Below are 19,997 nucleotides of genomic sequence, written 5' to 3' on the forward strand. Positions count from 1 at the left end.
GAGTAATAATGGATAAAACACCTCACTCGTCACTCAACAAATTACATGATAATCCAACAGGGACAATTGCTTGGTTCGCCAAAAATCCTGTTGCCGCAAACTTACTTTTCATCACAATCGTCATTCTGGGGATCATCTCACTTTATTCATTACGAAAAGAGGTTTTTCCAGCACTAGAACCGAGATTCATCACCATCTCGGTCATTTACGATAGTGGCGATCCCGCTCAAACAGAAGCCAATGTTGCCATAAAAATTGAAAATGCATTAGAAACTGTACTCGGCATCAAACGCATCATTTCAACATCAACAGCGGATGGGTGCCAAGTCACCATTGAAAAAAAAGATAACTATTCATTAAACACTTTATTTAGCGACGTTAAAAATCAAATTGATTCAATACATAACTTTCCACAAAATGCCGAAAAGCCCATTCTAGAAAAAGCTCGAAAAAAAGAACATGCCATTTGGGTGCAAGTCAGCGGAGATGTCAACAGGCTAAAGTTACAACACCTTGCTGAACAAATAAAAGCCGCTTTACTCGCCAAACCGGCCATTCATCATTTATTCATAGCCGCCAAATCAGACACCATAATATCGATTGAAGTAGACGAAAAAAAATTACAAACCTATGGACTGACTTTCGATGATATTCAGCAGGCTATAAATCAAGAATCCACCACCCCTTTAACGACTCACTTGCGAAACAAGTATAAAAGTATCCACCTGAGTGCCGCCTCACAAGCAATGAATATTGAAGACTTTGGTAATATTCCCATCATCACAACAAATAATGGAGTATTAATCACCTTACAGGATATCGCTCATATTTCTGAAAAATTTAAAGATGATACCTTCACTCTGTCACGTTATAACCAAAAAAATAGCGCTGCCATACAAATTGTCATTGATGATGAAGGTGATATCAATAAAATTGTTGAGCAAACCAAGCAAGTGGTCGGCCAATGGAAGAGTAATGGCTTATTGCCCAGCAATGTCGAACTCAATACTTGGCTAGATAACAGTCAAATAATTAAAGACCGCTTATCGTTACTTGCTAAAAATGCCCTCACAGGTATCATTCTCGTTTTCATATTACTCGCACTATTTTTACAAATTCGCCTTGCATTTTGGGTTGCTGTCGGTCTGCCTTTCATATTTTTTGGCACACTTTTTTTTATGGGGGAATCTTTTACAGGGTTAACCATTAATCAAATGACGACATTTGGTTTTATTATGGCATTAGGCATTGTTGTTGATGATGCTGTTGTAGTAAGTGAAAGTATCTACTCTACAAGACAAAAGTACGGTGATACCATAGAGAATACTATTATAGGCACTCATAAAGTCTCCGTTCCAACCACTTTTGGTGTATTGACAACCATGGCCGCATTCTTTGCCTTAGCCAATATTTCCGGTATTGTCGGCAAGCTGTTTTCACAATTTACTATTGTCGTTACAACTTGCTTATTATTATCACTCATCGAATTTAAATTCATCCTTCCCGCACATTTAGCCAATATTAATACACAAAAGAAACCAAACTCAAAGATTGAAGCACTATGGGGGAAAATTCAGTTAAGGGCTGATAGGGGGCTTCACTATTTCAATCATCATATGTATCAACCTCTTCTCAAATCAGCTTTAACATTCCGTTATGCTGTTATTCTTAGCTTTATTACTTTACTTATTTTCGTTATTTATCTCCCTCTTACAGGACAAATTCGAACATCCTTTTTCCCCGAAGTACTCGATGATGTCATTTCAGCTCGATTATCAATGCAAACCGATACCGGTTATGCTCAAATCCAAAAAAACCTCCTTAGATTGGAGTCAGATGCACTGCTAGCAGCCAAAAATCTTAACCATAAATACTCACACCAGTCCGATCCTATTCAAAGCATCCAAGTCATTGCCTTTGATGATCATAATGGAATATTAAATATTGAATTAACTCCCAATCTGCCTTTTAGCCCGAAAGACTTCGTTCAAGAATGGCAAAAGATAACAGGAAAACCAGAGGGAGTTCAACGTCTTCAGTTCATGACTCAAAAAGAGTTTATTGATAGTTTTAGAGTTGAATTAACAGCGAAAGACAATAACATAGTCAAAGCCGCTGGAGAACAATTTAAGACACAACTGGCGACCATTGCTGGTGTAGGGGATATCAGTGACAACCTTACCGAGAAGCAAACCAAAATACACCTCACCTTATCCGAGCAAGGCCGCGCCTTGGGCATGACCAGCCAAGCCTTTTCCAAACAAATATCTCAAGCGTTTGGCGGGCAAGTCATTCAACGTTTTCAGCGAAATAAAGATGAGGTTTGGGTTCGTCTACGTTACCCCGAACATCAACGTGAAAGCATATCCGATATTATGCAAGCAAAAGTCAGAACGCCCAATGGCACAATAGTCCCCTTGAGTATGATAGCCAATATTGAAAAAAGAACTCAACAAGAAACAATCACCAGAGTCAACAATCAAAGAACCGTATACCTTACTGCCGCCGTCAATAAATCCATTATTGCTCCCAATGAACTCATCAGTTACTTAGAGCAAACCTTTGTTCCACAATTAAAAAAACAATATCCTAGTTTACAAATACATTTTGCCGGTGAAGCTGAGCAACAACAAGAAACCATGCGCTCAATGAATCAATTATTTTTACTCACTCTGCTCGCTATCTATATATTGCTAGCCATTCCACTGAAATCATACAGTCAACCTATCATCATTATGAGCATCATTCCATTTGGGATCATTGGCGCCATTTTAGGCCATTGGCTAAATGGAATAACCATCAGTTTATTATCTCTTTTCGGTATGATCGCACTCAGTGGGGTGGTGATTAATGACTGCTTATTATTAATATCCAAGTTTAATCTGTTACAAAAAAAGACCGATACCAAAAATGCAATTATTCTTGCCTGCTCAAATCGACTTCGCCCCATACTCCTCACATCCATTACCACTTTTGCAGGGTTAGCACCTTTACTCTCTGAAAAATCGATACAAGCACAATATCTCATTCCCGCAGCCGCTTCATTAGGGTACGGGATCTTATTCGCCACACTGATTATGTTATTGCTTATTCCCGCATTGCTGCTCATTCAACAGGATATAAAAATAGGCTTTCAACGCCTATTTAAATAGCCGTACGAGACAATTTTTCCTCCCAAGCCCATGCAAGGGATAATTCAAAATGATTCAAAGGTGCTCCACCTTCAGGAAATTCAACGATAAAAGGCGTCATGATTACGCCTATCCAGGGCAAGATAGGCTTAATCACATCGGGAGGACGATGATAAATCGCTTGATAATAATCCACCATTTCATTCCAATGTAAGGTATCGTTTTCCTTAAAAGCAATAAGAAACAACATCAATGTGGCCAAATTATCTCCATAGAATGGCTTGCCTTTTATGTGAGGTCCCATAGGGGCATATAAGGTTCCTTTTAACGCATCTCCAACACGGTGGCATTGAAACTGTAAGTGGGAAAGGCTCTGATCCGTCACGGGCATAGGCTGATGACGCGCCAATGATAAATTCATCCCTTTTTTGGCCGCATCTATGGTATGTCGAGGACATTCAAATCGATTGAAACGTTCATTCTTCCCTGAATGAAAAACCACCTTTTCAATAGCGGTTTTATGTTTACATTGATTAAAAACAGACATCTTTTACCACCAATATAAAACTTCCATTAACTTAAAGAGTAGTTGACTAACGAGCTTAATGTAAAATGAAAAAACAGATTCAAAAAAGGTTTTCGTCCTTCAAAGGCCCATCAACTAAAAATACTATTCCAAACAACATTCATTAAAATTTAAAAAACAGGCCCTAAAATGTTTTATTGGCATTCTACAATATGTCCATCTATTGTTAGTTATTCAATTCCCCTCCTTTGAATATTCAATAGTGAAACTCAACATAAGGAAATAACATGAATAAATCATTTGTCAGCATCATGCTACTCATCTTTAGTTCTTTATTCACTGTTACGGCATTGTCTGAATCAGGTGGGTTTGTCGGCCCAATGAAAGACAGTATTACTACCGTCAAAGAAGCATTAGAGGCCGAAGATGATGCCCATGTCACTTTAACAGGTTATATCACCAGTTCATTAGGCGATGAAAAATATCACTTCAAAGATGACACAGGTGAAATGCTTGTCGAAATTGATGATGATGATTGGAATGGGCTAAAAGTCACGCCAGATACCAAAGTGATCATACAAGGCGAAGTGGATACGGATGGCGCTAATATTGAAATTGATGTCGACACTATCGCCACACAATAAGTCGCTCAACAAAGCAAACTCCTCGATGCCTCGATGAATAGCATTATAAATCTAAGCCATATTTACGGGCTATATCTACGAGCTATATCTGCGAGCTATATCTGCGATATGTTCTAAAATAAAACTAGCATTGATGAAACCAAGGATGCCATTCAATGAAAGTCGATTACAGGTGGGTGATTGCACTATCGATCGTTCTCGGATTTAGCCTTTATCTATATATCACTTTCCAAGCCCCCCTGATCACCCCCTCTCCACAACCGACTAAACCTAATTTTAATCAAGCCATTACCCCTATTCCCAACCCTAATATAAAGCCTGATGACAAACAAAAATTACAACTTGGCTTACGTTTATTTCTCGATCCACGTTTATCATCAAACAATCAAGTCAGTTGCGCATCTTGTCATAACCTCTTCATTAATGGCGCCGAAAGCACACCTGTATCAACGGGAGTGTTAGGTAAAGGCAACCGCAACTCACCAACAGTATTTAACATTGCCTTCAATACCCGTTTCTTTTGGGATGGGCGAGCGGCCAATTTACACGAACAAATTGACGGTCCCGTGCATCATCCTCTTGAAATGAACAGTAATTGGAAAGACATAAGTGCTACGGTTCAATCAGATAAGAATTATCAAGCGGCTTTTAATCAAGAATATGGTGGAAAGATTAATGAGCAAACCATAAAAGATGCCCTAATCCGTTTCATGGAAGTACTCACCACCCCTGGAGCTGATTTTGATCGCTACTTATTAGGCGATCCGACGGCTATGTCACAAACAGCGATTAATGGTTGGAAAAAGTTTCAAAGTTTAGGCTGTCTGTATTGCCATCAAGGACAAAATGTGGGTGGAAACATCTTTCAAAAATTCGGTCATGTTGAATCCATTAATACTAATGCCAGTGACTTAGGCCGCTTTTCTATCACTAAAGAAGAAAATGATAAAAATGTTTTTCGCGTTCCGAGTCTACGCAATGTCGCTATCACACCACCTTACTTTCATGATGGCAGAGCAGCAACATTAGAAGAGGCCATCATACTCATGGCAAAAGCCCAACTTGGGCAAGACTTAGACCCCATAACTGTGCTTGAACTGTCCGCTTTCCTTAACGCACTCACCGCCCCCCTTCCTCCAGCATTAAAGGCTATACAATAATGAAAGCACATCACCATAAGATTATCAGTGGCCTACTTATCACTGCCGCAACAGTGCTTTTAATGAGCCTCGCCCTATTGATCACTAGAACACATCTCATCAAACAATATCATCATGCATACGTCGATTTAACCCATCAAGTGCTGTCGGTCAGAGATGACGTTTTTAAATTTCAAGTTGGCAATCAACAAAACTATGACGCCATTTCACAAGCCTTACTTCAATCAGAATTGCAGGTCGCTCAAATTCAAGCCAGTTTATCAGAAAAAAACCTCCATGCTATTGCCTACTTCCTCATTGGAGGAAAATCCATCGAAATCGAAAATCAACATTTAGCAAAAGCGGTATCACAGCTCATCAGTGAACTTGAAACCTTGCTTAGATTAATGATTTCTCAAGAGTATTCCGATCACACCATTACACTATTACAACAAAATTTATTAAATAATCATTCCAATATTCAAGACCAATTACAAATCTTATCTTTATTAAATGGCACTAAAAATACTCAGGCAGTTACGCCAAGTCTAATCAATGATAATACCTATACCAGTCTCAATAATCACCTTAAACTGGCCAATAAGGTTAACCTCAACATAGATGAAAAAAATATCAATATTCTCAATAATCAAGTTCGTCATTTACTCGAAAATAATACTGTGTCTTGGTTAAAAAAAACAGAGGAGACAAAACAAGCTATTTTCATCACCATATTATTATTGACCCTGACATTATTCAGTTATTACTTTCTACAATTCAGGCTTAGAGCACAAAAAGAGCTAGGCATTCAACAAACCTTAGCAAAAATAGAACAAGAAAAGCATCAATTAGCCCTCGTTGCCGAACATGCACAAGATGCGATTATTATCACAGATAAACATGGACGAGTCACATGGGTTAATCAAGGGTTTACCATTTTATCAGGCTACTCACTGAATGATATGCTCAATCGAAAGCCTGGAGAAATATTGCAAGGCTGTGACACTGATAAAAGAGAAATTGAACAGCTCAGCCAAGCCATTAAGCAAAAAAAACCTATCGAAACGGAAATCATTAACTACCACAAAAATGGCGCCCCCTACTGGATAGATATTGCAATAACACCTATTTTTAATAAAAAAGAACAGTTAATTAACTATATCGCCGTAGAAAGAAATTGCAGTGACAGAAAAAAAATGCAAGCGGAATTAGCCCAAGCCGTCAAAAAAGCCGATGCATCCAATGCCGCAAAATCCACCTTCTTAGCCACAATGAGCCACGAACTCAGAACCCCTCTCAATGGTATTTTAGGCATGGCACAAATTGTCGAATCGAATTTAACAGAGCCCACTCAACGCAAACAATTGCAAATTTTACTGGAGTCAGGCAATCACCTCACCGCCCTCTTAAATGATATTTTAGACTTTTCAAAAATTGAACAGAATAAATTAGAATTAGAAAATGAACTTTTTGGCTTTAATAATGTTATTGATCCTATCATCAATACTTATGGACCCATTTGCGATGAAAAAAATATTAAGTTCATAGTCAATAATGACATCAATGAAAAGCAGGCGTTCAAAGGCGATAAAGCAAGAATACGTCAAGTCATTTATAATTTACTCAGCAACTCAGTCAAATTCACCCATGAAGGCAGCATTACCTTAACCTTTAATCAAACCACACGACAAAATAATGCTGGCGTCAATATCACCTTAAGTGACACAGGTATTGGCATAAGGCAAGAACGTCTTGATACTATTTTTAATCCCTTTATACAGGCAGAATCATCCACCACTCGTCAATATGGTGGCACAGGCTTAGGCCTTTCCATCGTTAAACAGTTAGTCGAACTCATGCAAGGACACATCAGTATTAGCAGTGAAGTCGGTAGCGGTACCACTTTCGATATTTTTATTGCTATAAAACAATCTGATCAACCACTTCCTCAAATACATAAACAAAAAGAATTAATAAAAGATTTACCTAAGAACCTGTCTATCCTCATCGCAGAAGATAATAAAATTAATGCGTTAGTTGCAAAAACATTTTGTCAACGCCTAGGGCATAATGCCACTATTGCCAATAACGGGCTTGAAGCCGTTAACCAACTAAAAGAAAATGACTTCGACCTCATTATCATGGATAATCATATGCCAGAGATGGACGGCATAGAAGCCACCAAAGCCATCAGACAAGAGTTGAAAAAAAACACTCCGATTTTTGCCTGCACCGCCGACGTTTTTCAAGAAGCCCATGACAGCTTCATCGAAGCAGGTGCCAACCATGTCCTCACTAAGCCATTGCAAGAACAAAGTTTTATGGATGCATTACATCAACATGCTGGATTAATCACTCATCATAATAGGACTGATAACCAGCAACCAAATCAGGTTCTCAACGAAAAAGACAAAACTGCCCCCACCTCTGATACAGCCCACATCATCGCCTTATCTCGCCATATCAAGAGTCAATTAAATCTAACAGAAGCAGAAATAAAACTTAAGCATTTACAGAGCATTAGCCAAGCACATCACATGCCCTTAAACACTTTGATTAAAGCATTTCAAAGCAGTGCAGAAAAAATGATTTCAGAAATAATACAATCAGTTGAAAATAAAGATGTCCACAAAATTTATCTCATTAGCCAGCACATACATGCGCTTGCCACTGAATATCAATTACCACGTATTCTAAAACAAATTCGAATCCTTTCTTCCGATTCATTAAAAAATCAATTACCCGCGTTGGAGCCTATGCAACACCTAATTAATTTACTGGAAGTGAACATACACCAAGCACGGCGTTTCATCAGCAAATCACCAATGAAAAAAAATAAAGATGCCGATGGCTAAACCACATCATCCACTTCTTTCTACTTCCATCGACAAACTGTGATCAATTGCAAAGCCTGCCGCATTACCACTGTGAATGGCATGACTGACTTTTTGTAATAATGTCACCATATCCCCAATGGCATAAACCCCCGCTTTAGACGTTTCATACTGCTCATCGACCTGCACTAATCCCTCTTCTGAAATAGCTAAACCAAGCTGAGTCAACAAGGCTTCATTATTCAAATGAAAGGGTAAATGAATAAACAATCCTCGCCTTTGAATACATTCCCCTGTTGCTAAATGTAATTCAATGTGATCACCTAGATCCCCGGTAATTTTTAACACTTCACTGGTATTGACTGTGACATTTAAACGCTCAAGATCATTGGACTCTTCAAGGCTCAATACCACTTTATTTTCGGTCAGTAATAACACATCCCCAGTCCATTTATTAATGATTTTAGCCATCATATAGGCTTCATCATTTGGGCTGTAAATCGCAACAGGTAACCCTTTAATACCGTAAGCAATACAGTAAGGACAATGAAAAATATGCTCGGGCCAAAATGTCTCTATTCCCTCTATTTGAGGTAAAACATCTTTCACACCACTGGCAAATACAACCCGTTTGGCAGCCACTTCCACATGTTCGCCCTGAGTATGTAAAGTCTCAGAACCACGGTATCTCACTTTAAAACCAGATTTTTCATTGCCCGTCACATCTGTTGCCATTCCAGTGCACAAGGTCACATGTTCAAATAACAATATTTCTGCTTTGGCATCTCTGAGTAATAAACTGGGTTTTGTTTCATTTCGCCCAATTAAATTATACATCACATCACTGTGTTCATTTCGAGGTGAATGAGCATCAATAATGAGTACCTTTCGCATCGCGTTCCCTAAAAACAATCCTAAACTCAGACCACTAAAACTGCCACCAATGATCACTACATCATATTGCTCAACATTATTATCTTCTATTGTCGAAGTCATTGAATTCTTCCCCTAAAATTGGCAAGTCAATATCATTCAAACTCACAGACATCCCCAAGAGTGGATCCCCCTGTGTAAACATAGCTTGAGCCCGATAATTTTTCCTCCTCTTTAACCCAGCCTTAACCCCGCATTCTGTATTCTTACGATAGAAAATTGCAGGAGACCTGAGCCAATGCTTAAGGAAAAAAATTTTAAGCTATTAATATTATTACTATTAATCATGAGCATTATGAGTTGTAGCAGTCAAAAAGTGCCTGACTATCAATCTCAAGCAATTGATTCGCGTGAACAAATAACACCTTGGCAGTATGGCCAACAAGATGCAACCAGCGTGACTCACTTAACGGATTTGATCAATATTAGCGAGTTAACGGGTTTCATCGACCAAGCGATGAAGCAAAATCCAAGTGTGCAACAAACGGCTATTGCACTGCAAATTGCCTATGCCCAAAGCAGCGTAGAGAAAAGTGAGGGATTACCTCAAGCCTCAATAAACAATACCAGCAGTAAAGATGAAGGAAGCCATACTACCTATGGCAGTGAACTCAACATTAGCTGGGAAGTCGATTTATGGCAAAAAATCAGTGACAGTATTAAAGGAGCAGAAATGGACATTTCGAGCTCAAAAGCTGATCTACAAGCCGCTCAAGATGCCTTAGCGGCCAATATCATGCGCACTTGGCTGCAAATTAATCTAGAACAACAACTTATCACCATTGAACAACAAAGACTCGCCTCTTTAGAGCATAATGAAACCTTTATCATTGAACGATATCGCTCAGGACTCGGCACCTTAGAAGATCTGGATGATGCTCGCACCTCAAGTGCAAGCACTCGAGCCACTCTGGCCGAATATAAAGAAAACTACGCCCAATACCAGCGCACTATGTGGCAATTATTAGGTCAAGATAGCGCTTCCGAAAATGTCACGATTAGCGCTGACTTTCCAACGGTATTACAACCCTTAGCAGATCTACCCAATCAAGACTTAAGCAGACGTCCCGATCTACAAAGCGCTTATTACAGTATTTATGCTGAGCAGTACCGCGCAAGTGCCGCTTATAAAGCATTGTTACCTTCCATTAATTTAAGCGCACAGCTTACAGGGGAGACTCTGTTTAATAGCCCGGCATGGACACTTCTAGGTCAACTCACCGCCCCCTTATTTGAAGGAGGAAAACTAAGAGCACAAGCTGATATTGCAAGCCTTACAGCTGAAAAAGCCTATTGGAGCTATAAAGAAACACTGCTAACAGCAGTCAATGAAGTCAATAATGCATTAGGGCAAGAGCAATCGCTGTCTCGCCAGCAAAGCCATATCAATGATGCCCTAGCCAGTGCGAACCGCAGTTTTGCAAACTACCAAACCAAATATCGCCAAGGACTCGTTAACATCATTGATTTATTGTCTGTACAGCAACAGACCTTCGATCTTGAAGCGCAACTTACACAACTTATTTATGACAGACTGGTCAACCGCATCGACTTAGGACTTGCATTAGGTCTAGGGATCTCGAAATGAAACAGAAAAAACAACTTATCATCATAACCTTAATATCTATGTTAAGTATTATTGGTGCCATCACCTACACCCAAGCCCAAAAAGCAGATTATCGCAAGAAGAGTCTATCCATGACTAAACCTGCTGTTATTACAGCACCTGAAGTCGAAGTCATGACTATCAGTAAACACAATTACCAAGCCCAAATCATAGGCAATGGAGAGGCACAGTCTCGTAATATCTTAGCACTGACCACGGAAGTGAGCGGCCAAGTGGAAACCTTATCGCCACAATTTGAAACGGGCAAACAAATTGAACAAGGGGCATTATTAACCTCGTTAAATGATACCAGTTACCAACAAGCCGTCACCGATGCAAAACTGGCTGTAGCGGATGCTCAAGTGGCATTACTTGAAGAGGAGCGTGAAGGTCAACAAGCCCAATTAGAATGGAAAAACTCGGGAATGACAGGTGAACCAGACTCCACATTAGTATTACGCACACCACAATTGGCTGCCGCTCAAGCAAGCCTTGATAATGCACAAAGACAACTGAATACCGCTGAGCGTAATCTTCAAAAAACCCATATTACCGCGCCCTTTAATGCGCTGATTGTCTCCAGAGATATACAGCCAGGTAGCTATCTTTCAGTAGGGGCAAGTGTGACCACTCTCTATAGCACAGACAGGGTAGAAATCAGTATTCCACTATCGGAGCATCAATGGCAAAGCCTGCCCGATATCAATACCCTTACGCCTAAATCATGGGTGGTGACATTAACCAATATGGAAAAAAATGAACAATGGCAAGGTTATGTACAACGAGTTGAGCAACATTTAGATTCCACCAGCAGACAACGTGCACTCATCGTTGCCGTCGATTTACCATTAGCACAAACACCCGCTCTTTTTCCTGGCACTTTTGTCACCGCAGCAATACCAGGGAAAAAATGGAATGATATTTGGGAGCTTCCCGCCTCCGCTATATCTCAAGGTGGGGAGGTATGGTACTTAGACAATAATAATAATCTATTAAAGTTTAAAGCGAATAAACTCTTTGAAAAAGGGAGCACAGTTTATATCACCCCATTGTCGGGTATGGGAACGGCACAGATTGTTGTTCGCCCACTGAATACTTACCTTGTGGGCATGCACATGTCTCCAATTCAAACAGACGCAACTGAGTCAAGCGCAAATAAGTTGTTAGCCCATGTACAGGAGGAGCAATAATATGTCGCAGATGCCTACCGACCACAAGCAAGCGAGTTGTGCAAAACAAACGGGGCTCATCGCTTGGTTCGCTCAAAATTCAGTTGCTGCTAATTTATTAATGATCTCCGTCATTATTCTCGGCATCGTTTCTTTATATTCCCTTCGCAAAGAGGTTTTCCCCAGTCTTGAACCGAGATTCATCACAGTGTCAGTGAGTTACTACAGTGGAAATGCCAAACAAGCAGAAGAAGGTATTGCCATTAAAATTGAGAATGCACTAGAAAGCGTCCCCGGAATAAAACATATCACCTCTGTCTCCAATGCCAGCGGTAGTACGGTAAAAATAGAGAAAGAAACCGATTACCCGCTGGAAACCTTATTTACCAATGTAAAAACCAAAGTTGACTCTATTAATAACTTACCCACAGATGCGCAAAAGCCTGTTATTGAAAAAGCCACTCGTGAAGATCATGCCATATGGGTGCAACTTTACGGTGATGCCGATCGCATCACCTTACAAAAACTGGCTGAAAAATTAAAAACCGCATTATTAGCTAAACCGGCCATTCGCAATTTATCCATATCCGCTGAGTCTCAAATCATCATGTCAGTGGAAGTGGATGACAGCCAACTCCAAGCCTATGGGCTCACACTCAGTGATGTGGAAAGCGCCATCAATGCCGAGTCCTCAGCGCCTCTCACCACAAGCCTTAGAAATGATAACAAAATTATCCGTCTAAAAGCATCAGATCAAGCCTATCAACTCACTGACTTTGCGAAAATTCCACTGATCACCACCCGCTCAGGCGCGGTGATCACTTTAGGTGACGTCGCCACGATTACAGACACTTTTGACGACGATCCTTATACTCTCTCACGTTATAACCAGCAAAATGGCATGAGTATTGAAATTGTCATGGACGAACAAGGCGATGTGACACAAATTGTCGATCAAGCCAATGCCCTTGTAAAAGAATGGAATGATAGAGGGTTATTACCACAAAATATCAAATTAAAAACTTGGTATGATGGCAGTACTATTATTAAAGAGAGATTATCTTTACTCACAAAAAATGCCATTAGTGGTATTGCCTTAGTCTTCATAATCTTAGCGCTATTTCTCAATCTCAGGCTCGCTTTTTGGGTCGCCGCAGGGCTGCCATTTGTGTTCTTTGGCACTCTGTATTTTATGGGAGACGCCTACACTGGGCTCACCATCAATGAAATGACCACCTTTGGCTTTATTATGGCATTAGGCATAGTCGTTGATGATGCCGTGGTCATCAGTGAAAGTATTTATACTCAGCGGCAACGTTTTGGAGACACGATAGAAAATACCATCATTGGTACCAAAAAAGTGGCTCTTCCGACTATATTTGGCGTACTCACAACAGTCGCCGCCTTTATGGCGCTATCAAACATTTCAGGTAATATGGGAAAGCTTTTTGCCCAATTTGCCACTGTAGTGACGATTTGCTTACTCCTTTCATTGGTAGAGTCTAAACTGATCTTGCCCTCTCATTTAGCACACCTCAATACACGCAACAAAGCCACAACGGGTTTGGCTGGAATGTGGGCCAAAATACAAGCCATGGCCAATAACAGCTTAGAATGGTTTAACACTCGGCTTTATCAGCCAAGCATTCATTGGGCATTAACCTTTCGTTACGCTATTGTCTTCATTTTTGTTGCTGTTTTTATTGTCGTCACTGCCATGCCTTTCACTGGCAGTGTAAGAGTCTCCTTCTTTCCAGATATTAGTGGTGATGTCATCAATGTGAATATCACTATGCAAAATGATGCCAGTTTTGGACAAACCAATACCAATTTACTGCGATTAGAAAAAACAGCTATAGAAGCCGATAAACAATTAGCTGAAAAATATCACACTCAATCAGGCGCCATTAACAGTATCCAAGTCATTGCCAGCAACGATCTCACAGGTACACTCATTGTCGAAATGGACTCGAACTCACCCTATTCTTCCACCGAGTTGATTAAACAGTGGCAGAAAGATGTGGGATCCCCCGAAGGTGTAAAAAAGCTCAGATTCAGCTCCAAAAAAGAGATGGTAGACAATTTTAAAGTTGAATTAAAATCCAATGATGAAGCCACAATTAGAGCCGCTGGCGCAGAATTTAAAACCGCCTTACTCAATACTCAAGGCGTCAATGGAATCGAAGACAACCTATCTCCTGGGCAAGCGCAACTGCATTTCACCTTATCCAACCAAGGCCGTAGCTTAGGCATGGATACGGCTAGCCTTTCAGAGCAATTATTACAAGCCTTTGGCGGGCAAGTCGTCCAACGTTATCAAAGGGGTAAAGATGAAATCTGGGTCAGAGTACGTTATCCAAAACAGCAACGTCAAACCTTAGCCGATGTCATGCAAGCCAGAGTGAGAACACCTGATGGCACCATAGTCCCCTTAAGTGCAGTCGCAGACATGACTAACGAATATCAACAAGACGAAGTCACTCGAATTAATAACCAAAGCGCCATTTACTTAAGTGCTGCTGTCGATAAAGAGGTCATCGCCCCCAATGAACTCGTGGCCAATTTAAAAAGGCATTTTGTTCCACAATTGCAAAATCAATATCCAGACTTAAACGTGTATTTCGCAGGTGAAGCTGAGCAGCAACAAGAAACATCCAGCTCCATGAGCAGCATGTTCGTGCTCGCCATGTTAGCCATTTATGTCTTGCTGGCCATTCCGTTAAAGTCATATATTCAACCTGTGTTGATCATGATGGCCATTCCTTTTGGTATTGTGGGGGCCATACTGGGCCATTGGTTAAATGACATCACAATGAGCCTATTGTCTCTAAATGGTATTTTAGCCTTAAGTGGCGTTGTGGTTAACGACAGTTTATTACTGGTGTCGCGTTTTAATGAATTAATCAAAGAAGGCAAACTCTCCGTTCGCCAAGCCATTGTCACCGCTTGTACCAGCCGTTTAAGGGCTATTTTACTGACATCAATTACCACTTTCGTCGGTCTAGTCCCGCTATTAAGCGAGACCTCTCTACAAGCCCAGTTCTTAATTCCTGCGGCGGCTTCATTGGCCTACGGTATTTTGTTTGCCACAGTGATCACATTAATTCTGATCCCTGCATTATTATTAATTCAATGTGAAATAAAAGCATTCTTAGGTAAACTGACATTGAATCCCACCTCCTGTACGTCAAAAAAGGAGACTAAGCCATGCTAAACCTGTTATTAATCGAAGATGATCTTGACTTAGCAGCAACCATTATCGATTATTTTGAGATTGAATCGATACAATGTGATCATGCTGCCAATGGCTTGGCTGGACTGAGTTTTATCAAACAAAATACCTATCAAGCACTGATCATCGATATCAACCTGCCTAAAATGGATGGACTCACCTTGTGTGAGACCATCAGGCAGCAAGGTATCGATACGCCAGTACTCATGTTGACAGCACGAGACAGCTTAGACAATAAAATTGAGGGCTTTCAATCGGGTGCAGACGATTACTTGATAAAGCCTTTCGCCATGACTGAGCTTATCATACGCATTAAAACCTTGGCCAAACGGCGAAGTGGCCAAGTCAAAAAACTCGCTTTAGCAGATCTAGAAATTGATTTATCAAAGAAGCAAGCCTATCGCCACAAGATACCGCTAAAATTATCACCCACCGCTTTTCGTATTCTGGATATATTATTGCGAGCCTCCCCCGACCCCGTCTCCAGAGTGGATATCATGCAGGCCATTTGGGGGGATAACCAGCCAGACAGTAACAGCCTAAAAGTACACATACATCATCTGCGAAAACAGCTTGATGGTCAGCACTTACCTAAACTCTTGCAAACAGTGCCGGGCCATGGATTTGCCTTGCGCTGCACAGATGAGCATTAACGATGAAAATAAAACCTAGCCTAAGATTCTATTTCTTTATTGCCATGTTACTCTTAGGCGCGTCATTAACCTTAGTGTTTTCAGCCCTCACGATTAATTATTTTATCGAAGGGCTAGATACCGGCATGCGTGGTACCATGCGCCAACTGTCTAAAGTCGATAATGTTCGAGACGGTCATCCTGTCACACTCATTAATTTTCAAATAGCCAGTCGATGGCAAGATGTGCCTGCGGATATTCAAGCACAATTTCCGACTCCGCCGAAATCACCCGGTGTATTACAAAAAAAAATGCAAGATGTCTCTTTATTTTCTCCTCCCAAAAGGGCCTACTTCCTTATTTACATGCTCAATGATCAAGGAGAGAAACGATATGTGAGTAAAGTCTTTAATAAAGATAAGATCATGCAGCCCCCCAAAAAAATCAACTCTCATTTTACTGGGATTTTCTTATTTGGCATTGGAGGCTTAGTTGTCTTCACGCTATTTTTGTTTCTCATCATGAACAAAATATCCTCTCCCATGGGAGCACTCATTGACTGGACCAAAACACTCAACGATAAAAGCTTAGCCTTGCCGCCACCTGATTTTAAATACCACGAACCCAATGAACTCGCTCAAATCATCCATAGCAGTTTAAACTCAGTGCAATCTAGCCTTAACAGAGAGCAGACTTTTCTAAATTATGCTAGTCATGAACTCAGAACCCCCATTGCAGTGATCCGCTCCAACGTTGAACTGCTCAATAAAATGAATGAAGCACAAGCCTTAAATGAAAAGCAGCAAAAGATAGTACAACGAATTGAACGTGCGGGCTTTACCATGACACATCTGACCGAAACCTTACTTTGGCTTGGACGGGATAATGCCATTCCTCCGCAAATATCCAATATCAAACTCAACGATATGATCCAACAACTTGTGGACGAGCTCCGTTATTTATTGCAAGGAAAAGCCGTTAGCGTTGAAATTAATTCACACCCCTTTGAGATTCAACTTCCCACCACCGCCTGTTTAATTGTATTAACCAACCTTATTCGTAATGCCTTTCAGCATACCCATACAGGAAGGGTGTCTATTCAACAGATAAACAACCATGTCACCATTGAAAATACCAATATTGAACCTAGCACAAAACAAGACGATTTAGGTTTTGGTCTTGGACTGCAATTAACCGAGCGACTCATTGAGAAATTCCATTGGCAATACACCAATGACTTTATGCCTATGGGCCATAGAGTCGAAGTGATTTTCACGCACAATAACCTTAATAAAACCGAGACGAAAGAATCAAAATCCATTGAGGGGCATTGAAAAAAGAGAGTTAACCACGCTCTATCCACAAGAAAATCGATAACACTAAATAACTATTGGCGTATCACTTTAGTATTAGCTACACTCATTTTATCAACGACTGGTTTTAATGTTTAAGATGATCCAGCTGGTTTTAATGTTTAAAATGATCCAATGCCAATGAATAGTGTATATTCTCCTCCATGGTGGGCTAAAAGCCCACACATTCAGACGATTTTACCTTCTATCACTCGAGTATTAGGACCTTTATTAAAGCGAGAGCGATTAGAGCTTCCCGATCAAGATTTTATCGATCTCGATTGGTTATCCAAACCCATAGAAAACCAACCCATTATACTCATGTTCCATGGTTTAGAAGGCAGCGCGGATTCCCATTATATCAAGCGACTTTTCATATCATGTCAATCAAAAGACTATTGTGCACTTATTCACCATCATAGAGGATGCTCCGGTGAACTTAATCGCCTGCCTCGTAGCTACCATAGCGGTGACACTGAAGATGTTCAACTGAGTCTACAACACCTAAAAGCACGTTACCCCAATAACCCTATTTATGCCGTTGGCTATAGCTTAGGGGGAAACGTACTGACTAAGTATCTTGGTGAGAAAAAAGAACAGAGTTTAATCGAGCGCGCGGTCGTCGTCTCAGCCCCTTTGCAACTCGCCGCTTGTGCCAAAAAACTAGAAAAAGGTTTTTCAAAAGTTTACCAAAGTTATTTAATTAAATTACTCCAACAAAAAATCATAGACAAAATGGAGAAAATGGCATTAGACAACTATATTCCTGTCACCAAACATCAAATCAAAAATTTAACCACCTTTCATGGCTTCGATCACCAAGTCACTGCACCACTGCATGGCTTTGATGGTGTCGATGATTATTATCGTCAGTCCAGTGGATTGCCCTTTCTCGCTCATATCGCTAAACCCACATTAGTCATTCATGCTAAAGACGATCCCTTTATGACAGAAGATGTGATCCCAGGCCCTGCCGAACTGTCACCACACGTCAGCTATGAATTACATAAACAAGGCGGACACCTTGGCTTTATTGAAGGCGGCAGTCCTTGGCACCCCAAATATTATCTCGAACGCCGCATTCTTGATTTTTTATTTCCTCATACAACAATATAAACGGATCCTATTTCATGCTAGTTCCTTTTGACGCATTACAACAACTCCCTCAAGACACAATAAACAACCTGATAAAAGAATACTTATTGACTCAATTAGAAGACGGTAGCTTTAGCCACACAGATGACAAAGCACTAAAAGATGCTATTATTAAATGCCATCAAGCACTTAAAACGGGTATTTTAATGGTCGAATACAGTGAAGAAGATGAATCTATTGCCATCAGGCATAAGGATAATATCACAAATATACAAGCGGAAAATTGACCTTAAGTCATTCAATCCGTATAACTATATCACGTGAAAATACATGCATCCTGATCCGTTCACTTTATCACGCGCTAAAAATACTTTTTTAGCGCTGAATTAATCAAGTGTGAGTCGCATTTCATCTATTTAGGTAATTACATGTCAGCAAAACATCCCATTATTGCAGTCACAGGCTCTTCTGGAGCGGGTACCACCACCACCACCACAGCCTTCACTGAAATATTTAGGCAACTTGGGATTAATGCCGTCACCATTGAAGGCGATAGTTTCCATCATTACACTCGTGCTGAGATGGAAGTCACTATTCGTAAATTGAAAGCAGAAAATCGCAGTATCAGTTATTTTGGCGCTGAAGCAAATGATTTTGTCAGATTAGAACAATGTTTTGAAGATTATGGAAAAACAGGGCAAGGAGAACATCGCTCTTACTTACATACTTTTGATGAAGCCGTGCCCTTTAATCAAATGCCAGGTACCTTTACTCAGTGGCGCCCGCTACCTGACAATACAGACATGCTTTATTATGAAGGCCTACATGGTGGAGTCATTACAGAGGATTGTAATGTCGCTCAACACGTTGATTTACTAATTGGTATGGTCCCCATAGTCAATCTAGAATGGATTCAAAAAATCATTAGAGATACAACCGATAGAGGCCATACTCGAGAAAAAGTCATGGGCTCAATCGTTCGCAGTATGGATGATTACGTGAACCATATCACTCCACAATTTTCACGCACTCATATCAACTTTCAGCGGGTGCCCACCATAGATACCTCTAACCCCTTTAGTGCAACCACCATTCCCAGCTTAGATGAAAGTTTTGTGGTGATCTGTTTTCATGATATTCAAAATGTCGATTACCCTTATTACCTCAATATGATCCAAGGCTCTTTCATGTCTCGCACCAATACCTTAGTGGTTCCCGGTGGAAAAATGTCCCTCGCAATGGAGCTCATTTTAACTCCCCTAGTCAAAGATTTGATGGAAAAACGTCAATCCCTTTTAAAAAATGAAAAATGATAAGTAAAAATAAGAAGCGAGAAACCAAACAGAATAAGAAATAGATAGAGCAAACCAAACATGCCATCAAAAAACGCTGAAAAAGCTAAACTAAAACAACCCATTCAGGCCTCAATCGGCCTCAGCCCCCAAAGTGGTGAAAGCCACCACTTTTTGGCATGACTATTTCGGCGTTTTTGCGGTGAAAAAAAGCGTGTTTTTAATGCTTAAAGCACGAACTTCGGCCAAGAGCCAAAGTCGCTGTTAAGGCAAGTTAAAGATGTCACATTAGGGAGCAAAGTAGACATGTCACACAAGTCGTATACCTGTTTAATCCCTTGTTAAACTCGCCTTAAACTCCACATCCTGCATAAACACGGCATTAATACATCTTGCTTGTGCCTTTCTACTA

At 40.4% G+C, this 19,997-nt stretch carries 14 protein-coding genes; 12 read left to right on the forward strand and 2 right to left on the reverse strand.

Annotated features, from left to right (window positions below; translation table 11 throughout):
* Window positions 1-8: 8 nt before the first annotated feature.
* Window positions 9-3,152, forward strand: coding sequence for an efflux RND transporter permease subunit (locus tag Q0791_RS02510; RefSeq protein WP_299002405.1), 3,144 nt, complete (start codon window positions 9-11; stop codon window positions 3,150-3,152).
* On the opposite strand, the gene Q0791_RS02515 is transcribed toward Q0791_RS02510, so the two are convergent.
* Window positions 3,145-3,678 carry a hypothetical protein gene (locus Q0791_RS02515; RefSeq protein ID WP_299002407.1) on the reverse strand — a complete coding sequence of 178 codons (534 nt, stop codon included), beginning with the start codon at window positions 3,676-3,678 and terminating at the stop codon, window positions 3,145-3,147. The genes Q0791_RS02510 and Q0791_RS02515 overlap by 8 nt on opposite strands.
* A 266-nt stretch (window positions 3,679-3,944) precedes the next feature.
* On the opposite strand from Q0791_RS02515, the gene Q0791_RS02520 reads away from it, so the two are divergent.
* The 3 genes from Q0791_RS02520 (at window position 3,945) to Q0791_RS02530 (ending at window position 8,295) form a co-directional block, all read left to right on the forward strand.
* On the forward strand, window positions 3,945-4,301 hold the full coding sequence (locus tag Q0791_RS02520; protein WP_299002409.1) for a NirD/YgiW/YdeI family stress tolerance protein: 357 nt from the start codon (window positions 3,945-3,947) through the stop codon (window positions 4,299-4,301).
* A 155-nt stretch (window positions 4,302-4,456) separates the two neighbouring features.
* Window positions 4,457-5,461, forward strand: coding sequence for a cytochrome c peroxidase (locus Q0791_RS02525; RefSeq protein WP_299002413.1), 1,005 nt, complete (start codon window positions 4,457-4,459; stop codon window positions 5,459-5,461).
* Complete coding sequence (locus Q0791_RS02530) at window positions 5,461-8,295, forward strand: PAS domain-containing hybrid sensor histidine kinase/response regulator (protein WP_299002414.1); 2,835 nt, start codon at window positions 5,461-5,463, stop codon at window positions 8,293-8,295. Before Q0791_RS02525 ends, Q0791_RS02530 begins: the two co-directional genes overlap by 1 nt.
* 6 nt (window positions 8,296-8,301) lie before the next feature.
* Here Q0791_RS02530 and Q0791_RS02535 read toward each other — a convergent pair whose 3' ends face one another.
* Window positions 8,302-9,270, reverse strand: a complete 969-nt coding sequence (locus tag Q0791_RS02535) for an NAD(P)/FAD-dependent oxidoreductase (RefSeq protein WP_299002416.1) — start codon at window positions 9,268-9,270, stop codon at window positions 8,302-8,304.
* Between the two features lie 232 nt (window positions 9,271-9,502).
* Here Q0791_RS02535 and Q0791_RS02540 point away from each other — a divergent pair, with 232 nt between their 5' ends.
* The 8 genes from Q0791_RS02540 (at window position 9,503) to Q0791_RS02575 (ending at window position 19,606) form a co-directional block, all read left to right on the forward strand.
* Complete coding sequence (locus tag Q0791_RS02540) at window positions 9,503-10,795, forward strand: TolC family protein (RefSeq protein ID WP_299002417.1); 1,293 nt, start codon at window positions 9,503-9,505, stop codon at window positions 10,793-10,795.
* On the forward strand, window positions 10,792-12,003 hold the full coding sequence (locus Q0791_RS02545; RefSeq protein WP_299002419.1) for an efflux RND transporter periplasmic adaptor subunit: 1,212 nt from the start codon (window positions 10,792-10,794) through the stop codon (window positions 12,001-12,003). The genes Q0791_RS02540 and Q0791_RS02545 overlap by 4 nt, the downstream gene beginning before the upstream one ends.
* 1 nt (window position 12,004) lies before the next feature.
* The gene (locus tag Q0791_RS02550) at window positions 12,005-15,196 is read left to right on the forward strand and encodes an efflux RND transporter permease subunit (RefSeq protein ID WP_299002421.1); all 3,192 of its coding nucleotides are present in this window, start codon (window positions 12,005-12,007) and stop codon (window positions 15,194-15,196) included.
* Complete coding sequence (locus Q0791_RS02555) at window positions 15,190-15,867, forward strand: response regulator transcription factor (RefSeq protein WP_299002423.1); 678 nt, start codon at window positions 15,190-15,192, stop codon at window positions 15,865-15,867. The genes Q0791_RS02550 and Q0791_RS02555 overlap by 7 nt, the downstream gene beginning before the upstream one ends.
* Window positions 15,868-15,869: 2 nt before the next feature.
* Window positions 15,870-17,180 (forward strand): HAMP domain-containing sensor histidine kinase, encoded by a 1,311-nt coding sequence (locus Q0791_RS02560; protein WP_299002425.1) that lies wholly within the window; start codon window positions 15,870-15,872, stop codon window positions 17,178-17,180.
* Window positions 17,181-17,339: 159 nt separating this feature from the next.
* Window positions 17,340-18,314 carry a hydrolase gene (locus Q0791_RS02565; RefSeq protein ID WP_299002426.1) on the forward strand — a complete coding sequence of 325 codons (975 nt, stop codon included), beginning with the start codon at window positions 17,340-17,342 and terminating at the stop codon, window positions 18,312-18,314.
* Between the two features lie 14 nt (window positions 18,315-18,328).
* On the forward strand, window positions 18,329-18,580 hold the full coding sequence (locus tag Q0791_RS02570; RefSeq protein WP_299002428.1) for a YheU family protein: 252 nt from the start codon (window positions 18,329-18,331) through the stop codon (window positions 18,578-18,580).
* A gap of 141 nt (window positions 18,581-18,721) precedes the next feature.
* Window positions 18,722-19,606, forward strand: coding sequence for a phosphoribulokinase (locus Q0791_RS02575; RefSeq protein ID WP_299002429.1), 885 nt, complete (start codon window positions 18,722-18,724; stop codon window positions 19,604-19,606).
* The last annotated feature ends 391 nt before the right edge of the window (window positions 19,607-19,997 follow it).

Origin of the sequence: uncultured Shewanella sp., from assembly GCF_947495455.1 — a bacterium.
GTDB lineage: Bacteria > Pseudomonadota > Gammaproteobacteria > Enterobacterales > Shewanellaceae > Shewanella.